Origin of the sequence: Singulisphaera sp. GP187, assembly GCF_900129635.1 — a bacterium.
In the GTDB taxonomy this organism is placed as follows: domain Bacteria; phylum Planctomycetota; class Planctomycetia; order Isosphaerales; family Isosphaeraceae; genus Singulisphaera.
Map to the genome: position 1 here is coordinate 4,544,152 of NZ_FSRB01000001.1, position 13,189 is coordinate 4,557,340.

At 63.6% G+C, this 13,189-nt stretch carries 11 protein-coding genes; 4 read left to right on the plus strand and 7 right to left on the minus strand.

Annotated elements, in window-relative coordinates; genetic code table 11:
* Positions 1 to 253 precede the first annotated feature (253 nt).
* The 7 genes from BUS42_RS17530 to BUS42_RS17560 form a co-directional block, all read right to left on the minus strand.
* Positions 254 to 1,528 (minus strand): COG1470 family protein, encoded by a 1,275-nt coding sequence (locus BUS42_RS17530; RefSeq protein WP_254053577.1) that lies wholly within the window; start codon positions 1,526 to 1,528, stop codon positions 254 to 256.
* A 92-nt stretch (positions 1,529 to 1,620) separates the two neighbouring features.
* Positions 1,621 to 2,637, minus strand: a complete 1,017-nt coding sequence (locus BUS42_RS17535) for a Gfo/Idh/MocA family protein (RefSeq protein ID WP_074308333.1) — start codon at positions 2,635 to 2,637, stop codon at positions 1,621 to 1,623.
* Entirely contained in the window at positions 2,634 to 4,469 is a 1,836-nt protein-coding gene (locus tag BUS42_RS17540) for a sodium:solute symporter family transporter (protein WP_254053578.1), read from the minus strand. The genes BUS42_RS17535 and BUS42_RS17540 overlap by 4 nt, the downstream gene beginning before the upstream one ends.
* A 217-nt stretch (positions 4,470 to 4,686) precedes the next feature.
* Positions 4,687 to 5,475, minus strand: coding sequence for an amidohydrolase family protein (locus tag BUS42_RS17545; protein ID WP_074308335.1), 789 nt, complete (start codon positions 5,473 to 5,475; stop codon positions 4,687 to 4,689).
* 209 nt (positions 5,476 to 5,684) lie between these two features.
* Positions 5,685 to 6,413, minus strand: a complete 729-nt coding sequence (locus BUS42_RS17550) for an amidohydrolase family protein (protein ID WP_074308337.1) — start codon at positions 6,411 to 6,413, stop codon at positions 5,685 to 5,687.
* Positions 6,388 to 7,506: a mandelate racemase/muconate lactonizing enzyme family protein gene (locus BUS42_RS17555; RefSeq protein WP_074308339.1), complete on the minus strand. Its 1,119-nt coding sequence runs from the start codon at positions 7,504 to 7,506 to the stop codon at positions 6,388 to 6,390. The genes BUS42_RS17550 and BUS42_RS17555 overlap by 26 nt, the downstream gene beginning before the upstream one ends.
* Positions 7,503 to 8,816 carry an ROK family protein gene (locus tag BUS42_RS17560; protein ID WP_159452244.1) on the minus strand — a complete coding sequence of 438 codons (1,314 nt, stop codon included), beginning with the start codon at positions 8,814 to 8,816 and terminating at the stop codon, positions 7,503 to 7,505. The genes BUS42_RS17555 and BUS42_RS17560 overlap by 4 nt, the downstream gene beginning before the upstream one ends.
* 607 nt (positions 8,817 to 9,423) lie before the next feature.
* Between BUS42_RS17560 and BUS42_RS17565 the strand changes: the two genes are divergently transcribed.
* The 4 genes from BUS42_RS17565 (at position 9,424) to hisD (ending at position 13,159) form a co-directional block, all read left to right on the plus strand.
* The gene (locus BUS42_RS17565; RefSeq protein ID WP_074308342.1) at positions 9,424 to 10,485 is read left to right on the plus strand and encodes a DUF1559 domain-containing protein; all 1,062 of its coding nucleotides are present in this window, start codon (positions 9,424 to 9,426) and stop codon (positions 10,483 to 10,485) included.
* A gap of 141 nt (positions 10,486 to 10,626) precedes the next feature.
* Entirely contained in the window at positions 10,627 to 11,121 is a 495-nt protein-coding gene (locus tag BUS42_RS17570) for a hypothetical protein (RefSeq protein ID WP_074308344.1), read from the plus strand.
* A gap of 45 nt (positions 11,122 to 11,166) precedes the next feature.
* Complete coding sequence (locus BUS42_RS17575; RefSeq protein ID WP_074308346.1) at positions 11,167 to 11,841, plus strand: RraA family protein; 675 nt, start codon at positions 11,167 to 11,169, stop codon at positions 11,839 to 11,841.
* Between the two features lie 43 nt (positions 11,842 to 11,884).
* On the plus strand, positions 11,885 to 13,159 hold the full coding sequence (hisD, locus tag BUS42_RS17580) for a histidinol dehydrogenase (RefSeq protein WP_074308348.1): 1,275 nt from the start codon (positions 11,885 to 11,887) through the stop codon (positions 13,157 to 13,159).
* The last annotated feature ends 30 nt before the right edge of the window (positions 13,160 to 13,189 follow it).

Sequence of the window (13,189 nt, forward strand, 5' to 3'; positions counted from 1 at the left end):
GTGGAAAATTTTGTTGACTTGCAGAAATAATTACGCCTTGACGTAAGTCTAGGCCCGCAAGACTTACGTCAAAAGCGAATCCTCAAGTTTGACTCCGAAAGGAGGCAGGGAACGGTTGGGACATTGCCTTGCATGGGAAACAAGCGAAGAATCGATGGGGAACGATCACGATGGGTTGGCGGGACGAGGAGGCGTGATGTGAGCAAGTCAGTGGCGGAGATCATGGAAGGAGCGGGTCGCGGGAGCCAATACATCAGCGTATGCCAGAAATAGCAGGAGGTGAAAATTCCGAGAAATTGCAGGCGAGATGTGCGGAACGTATGATGTTACTGAGCGCATCCATCACTTTCATCCAAGGGGCGATCTCCCGGAGGATCTGGCGGGCCCGGCGATAATTCTTGACGTGCTGACCTGGACCGGGTTCGTCCGAGAGGTGAAAATAGGACGTTTCGAGCATTTTTTCGTCGGCCAGAAACTTCTTGAACTCGGGCAGGAACTGCTTGAGAAAGTTGACATACGTGTCCGAGAATCCGCTGATATTCGGATCCCAGAGCATGACGTAGTTGTCGCCCTCCTTCTTGTAGATCCGCATCGGGTGCTCGACGCCCCAGTAGATCCAGAGGTGAGACCACTCGAACTGGGTAAAGCCGATCTCCTTGACCATGTCGCTGAACCGCTTCACGAGCGACCAGTCGAATTCGTAAACCCCCGGCCTGGGCTCGTTCACGATCAGCAATTGACACGGATGCTTGAACGTTTCGCGGCGATTGAAGAAAACCGGCATATAAGCAACGTCGGACCCGTGGTCGAGCATGTTTTTGAGTTGGTCGCGGGTCAGCTTCCACCACCGCTCATCCTCGAACATCCCGGTCTTGTAGTAGTCCCAGGTCGCCTCGCCTCGCCACCAGTGGATCACCGGGAAGTCGCGGCGGGGCTTGATGACGACTTCGCTGATCTCCAGCGTCACCGGTAGTTCCACCTTCGCCTTGTCTTCCGCGAGCCCGAGTTGGACCTTGATCGCGCGCGGACCGGGCTTGGCATCGGCCGGCACGTTCAGAGTCACCCAGAAGGAACGGCTCTCCAGCGGGCCGATCTCGACGTTCGACAGCGGCCAGAGCGGGTCGGGGACCAGGCCCGGGAGACTCCCCAGTCCTTCCAGATCCGATCGCGGGGTGTTCGGCGTGAAGTGAGGCATCGGCACCAGGCCGACGAATCGGACCTGCGGCTTGAGGTCGTCCGCCCCTTCGAGCTTGCACTCGACATGCACGGGCTGAAGACGATCGTTTCGGAAGCCGACCTGGAAGGCGATCTTGCCGTTCCGCGCGGCGATGAGTGAAAGGTCAGCCGACCCCGGCGCCGTGTTGGTGAAGATCCGCTTGAGCGAAGTCTCCAGCCAGAACGAGACGCGTGAGTCCGCGGCGCCAACCGTCTTGGCGGTCGACACCTCGTCGGCACGTCCAGGAACGGGGACGCCCGCCACGACAAGCGTGGCAATGGCCAGAAACCCTCGGGAAACCCATTCTCGCATCGCTTTTTCCTCATTCGTAGGGTGGGGCACGGCCCACCGGATTGTGGCTCTGGTGGGCCATGCCCACCCTACAAGACGTGCATCAATGTCTTTTATTTCATCAAGTTGACTGAAGAATCGCGTCGAGCGACCATCGAGTTCGCGCAGCGCGACTCCTCGCAGGCCACGGTGACTTCCAAGGCCCGGAGTCCATCCTCGATCGTCGCCTCGGTCGCCACGCCTCGGTCGATCGCCGCCACGAAGGCGTTGTACTGCCGGTCCCACTCCGGGGCCATCGGCGGCAAGGCGAGCCGCTTCTCATCCCCCGCGATCATGCAATGTCCCACGCCACTGAAGAGGTCCAGCGCCAGGCGGCCGTTCGGTCCTTCGATCGTGACCGTCGAAGGGGAAAGATCGGCCAAGAGCCAGCCGATCTCAAGTTCGAGCAATGAGCCGTCGGCGAGGCTGACAGCGGCCTGCCAATGATTGGGACCGGCGAAGTCGGGGGCGGTCCGCACGGCCTCCGCGCGAATCTTGGTCCAGGGGGAAGGGTTCCAAAGCGCGGCGTAATCCATCACGTGCGACCCCTCGTGGGTCATCGCCGTGCTATGACGCAAGAATCCCTGGATCCGTTCGAGATGCTCGACGTTGGACCGATCGAGTCGCTCGTCGTGGATCGAAACCCGGGTCCGTGACGGCACACCGATGGCGTTCGCCAGTGGCGCAACATGCCGCACCAGGTCGCCGTACCGCAAGACGAACCCAACCTGGAAGACGCGGCCCGACTCCACCACGGCGCGTGCCACCCGCCGGCCATCTTCAACGGTCGCGGCCAGCGGCTTCTCGTCGAGGACGTGGAGCCCGCGCTGAAGGCAGCCGATGGCGACGTCCGGGCTCACCTCGGGGGGGAGCGTCAGGACGGCCGCATCGACCGGTTCACGAACAAGCAATTCACGCCAGTCGGCATAAACCGGAACGTTCTCCGCCTGGGCGGCCAGGAGCGCCGCGCGATCGAGCCGCGAGTCGCAGACGGCGGCGACTTTGAGACGCGGATGGCGCACGAGGGCCGGAAGGTGGCCGCTCTCGGCGATGGCGCCACAGCCGATCAAGGCAACTCGGTATCCATTCACGGGTTCACACCCGCTTCCGCGACCGCTCCGACGGGGACCACCACAAGCCCGCGGTCCTCGATCGGTTCGCTCGACTCCCGGTGACTGCGGATCCAGCAGGCGTAATAGGCCCAGCCGCTTGCCAGGCCCACCAGTGCATAGGCGACCGCCTCAGTCCAGCGGAGCATGATTGACGTGAACAAGGCCCATGTGATCGTGAAGCAGAAGAGGATCCCGCAGGCGGCCGCCCGCAAGTCCCAGAGCAGTTCCCGCCGCTGCCGGGCCGGGTCAACGAGTCCCTCCGCTTCTAACTCGCGGCGGATCGGTCCCCAGGCTCCGGGGGGGCGAACCTTGAGGTAGAACCGACGCAGGGTCTCGCGCGACTCGGCGGGGGTCAGGAGCGAGATCAAGACGCTTCCCGCCATGCCGATGCCCAGGAGCAAGAGGGTCGGCTGCCAGGCGGGTCGGCTCTTCCAGTCCAGGCCGAACCAGACCAAGGCCGAGAGCGGGACCGAGACCAGGATTCCGAACACCTCGCCCCAGACGTTGAGCCGCCACCAGAACCAGCGGAGCCACGACAACGGCAAGGCGGGGGCAATCATCGCCGCGTTGATGAAGAAGACCCAGGGGCCAATGTCCTTGATCCCCAAGGCGAGCAATGTGGAGAGGACCATCATCGCGACCATTACGATCCGGGCGACACGAATATGCTCATACTCCGGAGCGTTTGGGCGGATGTGCCGGCGATAGAGGTCGTTGACCACGAAGGATGAGCCCCACTGCAAGAGCGTGCCGACCGTGGACATATAACCGGCCAGAACGGCCGCGATCAGCAGCCCGCCAAACCCAGGAAGCTTGTCGGCGTAGCGCACGACGAGCTGCGACCAGACCCCGATCGAAGCCGCGGTCGTCCCGTCGGGCATGCTCATCAAATCATGCGCCCGATCCGCGGGCGGATAGATCGCGATCGCGAGGATCCCGAGCGGCAGCAAGGGGACCATGCGCACGACCAGGCTCAACACGCAGTTGAACATCTGGCCGAAGACCGCATGCCGTTCGTCCTTGGCCGCAAGGCAGCGCTGGGCGGTCCACCCCTCCCCCGCGCACGGACTACCCGCGAGGAAGAAGCCGATCAGCACCAGGGCGCCCAGGGTCGCCGGATCCACATACGTGTTCGTGCCTGACGATGGCGGAAAAATCTGCCAGAAGTTGGCGTCCCGCTGGACCATCGCTTTGTCGAGCATCGCCGAGTAGCTGCCGAACTCTTGAACACCGAAGTACCAGACGATGACCGCCGCGAGGAAGAAGATGGCGAACTGGGGCACGTCGATGTAGGCGGCACCGAGCAGGCCCCCCATCAAGGTATAGGCCAGGGTCACCGCTCCGAAGACCAGAACGACCGCCAAGGGAGACCAACCGATCATCGGCGCCAGGATCTGCGCGAGCATGGCCGTCCCGTAGCCGAGAAAGACGGTCGCCCACCCCACACAGGCGTAAACGCCATAGAAGCCGCGAAAGGCCGACGCCCCCCGCCCCGAGTACCGGAGCTCGATCAACTCGCCGGTCGTCACCAGGCCGCTCCGTCGCCACATCTTCGCCCAGAAAATCCCGACCAGCGGCATCCAGATCGGCCAGGCAATCCAGGCGATCTGGTTCAAGTACATGAACCCGCCAACATAGAAGAGCCAGACCCAGCCGCCCCCCGAGTCGGAGTAGGTGGCCACGTTCGCGAACCCGATCACCCACCAGGGGAGGCTCCGTTCCCCGATCAGGAAGCCGTCGGCCGACTTGGTCGCCGCTCTCGAGAAGTAGAGCCCCAGCCCGATCATCATGGCCCCGTAGAGGGCGATCACCCCCCATTCCACCCCCCGAGGTGGAGGGCGACCGTCGAAGCCAACAGGATCCCCGGAATCGTCATCGAGTCACCTCCGCCACCCGGATTCGGCTCAGATCGGCCAGGAACGACGTCTTGTAGATTGGGCACGGCCCACCGGCCTCATGAATGGGCATCGACCGGGGTCATTCGCATGGTGGGCCGTGCCCACCCTACAAAGCAACACATGCTTCGATTTACTGAAGTACAGGCAGCCGCGCGAGCGGTTGCTCTCGGAGCTTCAACAAGCGATCGGAATTGGCGTGGAGGATCTTGGCGAGGTCGTCGGGGCTCAGGCCGGCCTCAGTCACGTTGTCGATGCGTTCGGGGAGCAACTCCCAGCCTCCCCCCGCGCCGAAGTCGGAGCCGAAGAGGATCTTGTCGGCTCCGGCTGTCGCGACGAGATGGAGCAAGTCCCCCGGGCGCGAGCCGCAGAAGCAGCCGTAGAGGTTGGGGATGTCCCGGATGAGCTGGGCGGCCGGGTCGGTGTAGTCGGCCGAACCGGCATGGCCGAGGACGACGACCGCCTCGGGGACCCAGCGGGCGACGTCGGCGATCTGAAAGGTTGTCGAGTAGGGCGGGGTGCCGTCATGAAAGAGGACCGGCACGTTGTGGCGCGCGGCCGCGCGGAGGATGGCGACCATCGTCTCTTTCACCATGCTGCAGGCGAACGCCTGGAGCCAGGGGTGAAACTTGACCCCTCGAAAGAACGGATCGGCCAGACAGCGCTCGAGCTCCTCGACCGCGGCCGGCCCCAGTTTCGGGTCGACCGTCACGAACGGGATGAGCCGGCCCGGCTGGCTCAGGCAACGCTCGGCGAGCGCATCGTTGTGCCGCGGACAGTCGCCATAAAAACCCATGACGGTGTAGACGCAGGCGGCCTCGACGTCGCAACGGTCGAGAGTGGCGACCAGGTCGGCCGCCGTCGGCAACGGTTTGTCGAGCCAGCAACCGTCGAGATGGGCGTGAAAATCGATGATCCGCATGGAAGGTCGTCCCCTCACCCCAAAGCCGTTGGACTCGGTTTTCTTTGATTTTCTGATGGGCAACCGCGGAGCTGCAAGGCCTTTGGGTGCCACGGGTTGTACTCAACCCGTGAGCGATCGCCCAGGTTTTTGGCTCACGGGTTGAGTACAACCCGTGGCACCCAGAGCTTGCACATCATTCAATATCAAGGAAGAACAGGTTCACCTGCTTAGAGACTAAAGATCCGGACTGCGTTATCGTGCAAGATCGCCCGCAGCGCGGGCTCGTCGAACTCGAGTCGCTCCAGGGTCCGCAGGTTCACGGCGTACCGGTTCCGAGGCTCGGCGCCACCGAATAGAACTCGCGATGCGCCATAGGTATTGACGATCTCGCGGATCGCATCGCCCCACATCATCGAGGCATCGAGATACAAATTTGCGATCGTCTTGAACGATTCCGGGAGCTCGAACCACATGTCAGCATAGCCGCCGAAGCCGGCGATGAACGCCGTCTCGGGGAATTTCCGAGCGACCTCGACCAGCGCCAGGATGTCGGCGAACGTATAAAGGCCGGTACGAACCATCACGGGCCAGCCATACTTCGCGGCCCGTTCGAAGAGGGGAAAGGCCAGGTCCTCGGTGGGGAAGAAGCCTTGGCGGGCAGGGTCGAGGAAGAGCCCGACCGCGCCCAGGTCGCGGGCCCTGGCCAGTTCGTCGAGCGCGGGGGCGCCCCACCAAGGATTGGCCGTCGCCAGGCCTCGAATCCTTGGCCCGGCCTTCAGGACCAGGTCGTTGCCGGCCCGATGGTCGACGACCAGGCCCGCCCCCATGGGGCGGGCGATGGCCGTGGCGACCCCGGCGGCATCCATCCGCCGGAGCAACTCACCCGGATCCAAAACAAGGTAGGTTTCGCGGCCCAGCATCGCATGGGCATCAATCACTCGATCCCGTTCGGCCATGAGGCACCACTCCGAATCCGTGGCCTGTCGGCACTTCGACCCGCCCGTCGCGGAACGCAATGGGCGGAGTGACCGACGACGCGTCGTAGAACAAGGCCGCCATCAGGTCACAGGCATACCGCTCGACCGGGAAGACGGTCAGGCTGGAGGCAAGGCAGGCCATCGCCGCCTGGCCGAGGTCGGTTTCAAGGTTCGACCCGATCGCGCACGCCTTGCCCGCGGCGTGGACCTGCTTCGCCATCGCGAGCGAGTGGGTGAACCCACCGTTCTTGCCCGGATAGATCGAGAGGACGTCGAAGGCGTCGCGGTCGAGCGCCTCCTTGAGGTGATCGGGGGTGAAGACCGCCTCGTCGGCAAGGATCGGCACCGCGACGCGTTTGCGGACCTCGGCCAAAAGGCCAATCCGATCCCGCGGCGTGGGCTGTTCGGCAAGTGAGAGATTGAAGGGGGCCAACGCCTCGATCGAGCGGACCGCGTCGTCGGCGGTCGCATACGCCCCGTTATAGTCGATCGTGAAAACAGGCTCGGAACCGAGTCGGTCCCGGACCGCCCGCAGCCGGGCCACGTCGTCGATCCCGGGCTTGCCCGTCTTGAACTTGAGGGTGCGGACCCCCGCCTCCCAGAACTCAACGGCGAGCTGCACCGTTTCTTCCGGCGGGTAGCAGCCGATGCTGACGCGGGTCGGGATCCGCGGGATTGGCTCACGGTCGGCAACCAGGCTTGCGACCGAGACACCTTGAGAGCGCGCCCAGAGATCCCAGAGCGCGATGTCCACGGCCGACTTGATGAACGAGTTGCCGTGCAGACTGCGATCGAGGATCGCGACCGCCTCGGACGGATGGTCGAACCGGGCGCCGACGAGTTGGGGAGCGATATAGTTTTCGAGCATCCAGACCGCGGTCTCGGCCGCCTCGCCGCTCCAGATCGGGGCGGTCGCGGCTTCGGCGTAGCCGTGCTGGCCGTCCTCTCCGGTGACAGTCAGGGTGACGTAGTGGGACGCTTCGTGCCGCCCGAGAAACGAGATGATCGCTCCTTGCGAACGTACGGAATGATCAACAACTTTGGCGGTGATCCGGCGAACAAGCAAGCTCATGATTTGGTTTCCGATTCCATGAGAGACGGCGTCTTCGTCCCGTTCCCCTCGAACCGGGCCCCGACCGACGGATACGCGAAGAGACGCTCGCGGACATAGGCGGCGATCCCGAGGAAGGTCGACGATTCTCCCACCTCGGCCAAGCGGACCTCAATACCTTGAAGCAATTCGCGGAGCGTGTAGCGTGGCAGGGCCTGCTTCAGAGGTTCCAGCAAGAGGTCGCCGGCCTCGACGAACCGACCGCCGAGGATGATCCGCTCGGGATTGAGCAGGCTCACCACGTTGCCCAGTCCGCGTGCCAGGGCAAGTCCAGCGTCAGCCAGGATCGCGCGAGCGTGGCTGTCCCCGTCGCGGGCGGCGCGAAGCATTCGGGCGAACTCGTCGTCGGGCGACTCGCCCAGGGAACCGGCCGGACGGTCGGACGGGGATGGATCCCCGCGCCAGAGGGCCGCCAGCCGCGCGGGGGCAAGGTGCGCTTCCAGGCAGCCGCTCCCGCCGCAACCACAAAGCGGGCCCTCCTCGGAGACTCGGGTATGACCGATTTCGCCGGCGGACCCATCGCGGCCCGTAAGCAATTGCCCGTTCTCGACGATACCACCGCCGATCCCGTCCAGCAGGGTGACGAAGACCGCGTGCGCCGAGCCGCGCCCCGCGCCGAAGGCAACCTCCCCCAGGGCCTGCCAGCCATCGCCGCGTTCGATGACGACAGGCAGGCCCGTCGCCCCGCTCAGCCGCTCGACCACCGGAATGTTCTGCCACCCCGGGACATTCACCGCCCGAACGGCCCGTCCCGACGCAATGTTGACCGTGCCCGGGTCGGCCGCGCCCGCCGCCACCAACCGAACGCCCGCCTTGGGGGCGGCCGCCACCGCGAGCCGCAACGCGTCGGCAATCCGCCGGAGCAGCCGATCCGCGTCGTCGCTGAACGGGCCATCCCATCGCCGCTGCCAGCGCACGGTGCCCGCGAGGTCGGCCACCGCCGAGACCACATGGTTTCGATCGTACCGCACACACGCCACGCCCAAGCCTCGGAGGTCGATCTCCAAGAGGGTCTGCGGACGCCCCTGCCCCGTCCCCCCGGCGGGCGTCACCACACTCTCCCGAATCAGGCCGTCCCGAAGCAGGTCGCCGCAAAGGTCCGACAGCCGCGAAAGCGGCAGGCCCGTCCGCCGGTGCAGGCCCACGCGTGACTCCGCCCCCTCATGAAACAGTGAAGCACAGACAAGCAACCGATTGTACGCCGGCTTCGTGATTTGCTTTCCATTGGGAAACCAGGCGAGCCCGGGCTCCTTCAACGGCTCTGCATCCAAATCCTTCGCTCGCCCCATTAAGGTCCACCCCTCCCCCAAAAAATCGGAGTCTGTCGCAAGGAAACCGGGCCGTCAGTCTGCCCCGGAGGCCGAAATTCGCGGGAGAAACTCGTTCCCACGCAGAGCGTGGGAACGAGATCCCGGTATCCTTGCTACAGTCTCAATTCATCACCCATTTCGCATATTACTGCGGTCACTCTTGTTCCGGAACTCTTCCAGCGTATCTGCCGCGAGGGGAGATCGGCCGATTTACTTCCAAGACTGGAATATATCCGCCGCGTCACCGTCGAGCAAGAGGGTCCCCCGCAATTCCTCCGCGCTTCTCGTTGCTGGCATGATCCACTCGGAACCATCTCAAGGAAGCCAATCCTCGCCGCTGGAAATCGTGAAGATTTGTTTTCGGGGCCGTTGACATTAATTCCAAAACTGAAATATACTCTCGATCAAGCGTTCCAGCTCGGCGTACCGCATGTGGCGTTCCCTCTTCCTGTCACCTCTCCCGCGGCGCCGGATCGCGAACCACTTCACCGGTTCGCGATGACGAAATTCTCAGAGTCAGGTCGTTGATTCATGGCGATTTTCCTTTCTCTGTCGTCGGGGACATATCATGAAGGCCCACTCCCGCCGAGGTTCGAGTCGCGGATTCACGCTCATTGAGTTACTGGTCGTGATCGCGATCATTGCCGTGTTGATCGCCCTCTTGCTGCCGGCGGTGCAGCAGGCGCGTGAGGCAGCCCGGCGCAGTCAATGCGTGAACAATTTGAAACAGATTGGCCTGGCGCTCATGAACTACGAGGGTGCCAACGGCGGCTTTCCCCCTCCCAAAATTTTCTCGGGGTCGGGCATCGGCAACAACGGCGGGATCAAAGGGGTGCTGAACACCACGGGATTCACCATGATCCTGAGCTTTCTGGAGCAAACCACTCTCTCCAACGCCTACAACTTCAGTCAGGCCTCAAGCAGCTCGGTCAACGGGCCCAACAACAACGTCATTGGCAACCCGATCGTCAACTCAACGGTCGTCTCCGCGCTCGTCGCCGTCTATGCCTGTCCCTCCGACCAGCCGCCGGACATCCAGAATGAGGCGGGCAACGGGCCCTATGCCCGCACCCAGGCGCGACGAAGTAATTACTTCTTCTGCTCCACGCTCTGGATGGAATATTACGGCCCCTACGCCTGGGGCGGATCGCTGCCCGACTACGTCCAGTCGACCCGAGGCGCCTTCATCACCGACACGTCGACGAAGCTAAGTGAGATCAGCGACGGCCTGAGCAACACCGCGATGGTCGGCGAGTCGCCCCAGATCCACCTGGCCTCGGTCTGGGGTCCCTATTGGGGGTCGGGCGTGCATACATCCACGAACGGCAATGTCTATCCCCCCCCTCCGCTCATCACATCGGTCGCCGCCAGTCTCGGCCTGGGGCCGGAATGGCGCGACTACACGACGACCTTGCCCAACGCATTCCCCAATAGCACGCAGTGCGGCGGCCCGTGTGGCAATAACAAGCTTTCTTATGCGAACATCATGGGAAGCAAGCATCCCGGCGGCCTCAACCTGGTCTTCGCCGACGGCAGCGTCCACTTCATCAAGAACAGCATCAGCGGTAATACGTGGTGGGCGCTCAACACCATCCACGGCGGCGAAATCATCAGTTCAGATGCATACTGACTTCACATCATAATATTGAAGTCCGATTCGGCGGGCCGCTCTCGGTCCGCCGAATCCTCGTTGGTCCGAATTCGCCAATCCAAGTAAACGCCTGGGACCGATTCACGCCGAAGCCACATCGATTTGAGGAGAACTCCGACGATGGCCCGCCCAGTCTCATCCCTCGCCCTGGTGACCGCGTTCCTGGCCGGATGCGGCACGGGAGACGAGACCGACTCCTACAGGCTTGTCCCAGTCAGCGGCCACGTGACCCTGGACGGCAAGCCCCTTGAGGGAGCCAAGGTGCTTTTCACCCCCAGCGAGGCGAATCGGCCGAACACCCCGGGCGTCGACGTCACGGGACAAGAAGGCAACTATCAATTGATGTACCGCGGCCGATCGGGAGTCGCGCCCGGAAGCTATCAGGTCTTCGTGGCGAAGACGGTCGATCCCGCCGCCCTGAAAATCTCCGACGAATTCAAAGATGATCCGGTGCTGGCCGCCATGGAGAAACAAGAGGCCTTGATCACCCAAAAAGCAAAAAGTGGTGGAAGAACGACCGCTTCGTTTAATGTCAGCAGTTCGTTCGACCGAGATGTGACCAGCAAGGGCGCGGTCTTTGACTTCGACCTCAAGGCGACCGGCAAGAAAAAGTAAGCCGGGGCGCTCGGTGGAATGTCCAAAACGTGACGCGGAGGACGCATGCAGGCTGAGACCGATGACTCGAAGCGAATGGATTGGATCGGAGAGACGCTCCACGTCGCGGCCGTCTGCGACATTCTCGATGACCTCGGCTATCGCCGCCAGGCCATGCATCAGCGGCTTCGACCGCTCGATCCCGATAACGCCCGGATCGTCGGCCGCGCCCGGACTTTTCGCTGGATGGAGACCGACTACGTGGTCGAGGACGACCCGTACGGCCTCGAGATCGACGCAATGGATTCGCTCAAACCGGGGGACGTCGTCGTCCACTCGACCGATCCCGGGGGCACGAACGCGCCCTGGGGTGAGCTGATGAGCACCTTGGCCAAGCGCCAAGGGGTCGCCGGCTGTGTCTGCGACAGCCTGATCCGCGACTGTCGGCAGATCATCGCCATGAAGTTTCCCGTGTTCCAGGCTGGAATCCGGCCCGTCGACAGCAAAGGACGGGGCCGGGTGATGGCCTACGACGTCCCCGTGCGGTGCGGCGACGTGCTCGTCCATCCCGGCGAGCTCGTTTTCGCCGACTTCGACGGCGTCGTCGTCATCCCGCGCCCGATCGAAGACGAGGTGATCCGACTGGCGGCCGAGAAGATCGGCAAGGAGAATGACTCGCGTCGCGCGCTGCTCAACGGGCGCAGCCTGCGTGCGGTCTTCGACGAGTTCGGGGTCCTCTGACTCTTCCCCCAAAAACGACGCGACGCGTGGAGTGAGTTTGCCGATGAAGGTCATCAAGAACGGCGGGCACAGGCTCTTCGAGAACGATCAGGAGACCGCGAAAGTCGTCTCCGAAATGCTCATCGACCTCGAGCGCGGCGGCATGGACGCCGTCCGCAAGTACAGTCAGCGGTTCGATGACTGGAACCCGGATCAGTTCGAGCTGGACGACCGCGAAGTGGCGTCGATCCTCGCGAAGTTGCCTGCGCAATTGATTGAAGACACCGACTATTGCCAAGGGAACGTCCGCAAGTTCGCCCAGGCGCAACTCGCGACGATGCTCCCGCTCGAGGTCGAGATCCGGCCCGGCGTGATCCTGGGACACCGGCACATCCCGGTCAACTCGGTGGGAAGCTACATCCCGGGCGGGCGCTACCCGATGTTCGGCTCGGCCCAGATGAGCATCATCCCGGCGAAGGTCGCGGGGGTAAAAACGGTGGTCGCGTGTACGCCCCCGGTTAAAGGGGAAGGGTACTATCCCGCGACGATCAACGCCATGAAAAAGGCAGGGGCTGATCGGATCTTCATTCTTGGAGGTGTTCCCGCCCTGGCGATGATGGCGTTCGGCCTCGGCGGGGTCGAGCCGGTGGATCTGCTCGTGGGCGCGGGGAACCGGTTCGTCGCCGAGGCGAAGCGGCAGTTGTTCGGCCGTTGCGGGATCGACCTGCTTGCCGGCCCGACCGAAATCGCGATCATCGCCGACGATGCGGCCGACCCGGCCCTGGTCGCCTGCGACCTCCTGGGCCAGGCCGAGCACGACCCGAACAGCGGGATCTACTTGATCTGCATGAGCGAAGCGTTCGCTCAGAAGACCATCGCCGAGGTCGAGAAACAGCTCGCCGTCCTGCCGACCCGTGAGATCGCCGCTCTCTCCTGGCGCGACAACGGGATCGTCACCGTGGCGGACAGCCCGGCCGAAGCCGTCGCCTTGAGCGACGACTACGCCCCCGAACACCTCGAGCTACACCTGGAAGATCCCGCGTACGCCCTGGCGAACCTCTCCAACTACGGCTCGTTGTTCATCGGCGAAGAGACGACCGTGGCCTACGGCGACAAGTCGATCGGCACCAACCACATCCTGCCCACGAGCCGGGCCGCGCGCTACACCGGCGGGGTCTGGGTCGGCAAATTCCTCAAGACGTGCACCTATCAACGCATGAACCCCGAAGCCAGCCGCGAAGTGGGGGCCGTGACCGAACGCCAATGCGAGATCGAGCGAATGCTCGCCCACGCGATCACCGCGCGGGTCCGTGTTGATCGCTACTCCGCCACCCAGTGACACCCCCTCTCTTCGCTCGCCTGATAGGGC

What these genes read in the sequence shown, in the direction of transcription:
- BUS42_RS17565 (WP_074308342.1), top strand. Translation starts at nt 9,424, where the DNA reads ATGAAGGCCCACTCCCGCCGAGGTTCGAGTCGCGGATTCACGCTCATT.
- BUS42_RS17550 (WP_074308337.1), bottom strand. Translation starts at nt 6,413, where the DNA reads ATGGCCGAACGGGATCGAGTGATTGATGCCCATGCGATGCTGGGCCGC.
- BUS42_RS17530 (WP_254053577.1), bottom strand. Translation starts at nt 1,528, where the DNA reads ATGCGAGAATGGGTTTCCCGAGGGTTTCTGGCCATTGCCACGCTTGTC.
- BUS42_RS17545 (WP_074308335.1), bottom strand. Translation starts at nt 5,475, where the DNA reads ATGCGGATCATCGATTTTCACGCCCATCTCGACGGTTGCTGGCTCGAC.
- BUS42_RS17570 (WP_074308344.1), top strand. Translation starts at nt 10,627, where the DNA reads ATGGCCCGCCCAGTCTCATCCCTCGCCCTGGTGACCGCGTTCCTGGCC.
- BUS42_RS17575 (WP_074308346.1), top strand. Translation starts at nt 11,167, where the DNA reads ATGCAGGCTGAGACCGATGACTCGAAGCGAATGGATTGGATCGGAGAG.
- hisD (WP_074308348.1), top strand. Translation starts at nt 11,885, where the DNA reads ATGAAGGTCATCAAGAACGGCGGGCACAGGCTCTTCGAGAACGATCAG.
- BUS42_RS17555 (WP_074308339.1), bottom strand. Translation starts at nt 7,506, where the DNA reads ATGAGCTTGCTTGTTCGCCGGATCACCGCCAAAGTTGTTGATCATTCC.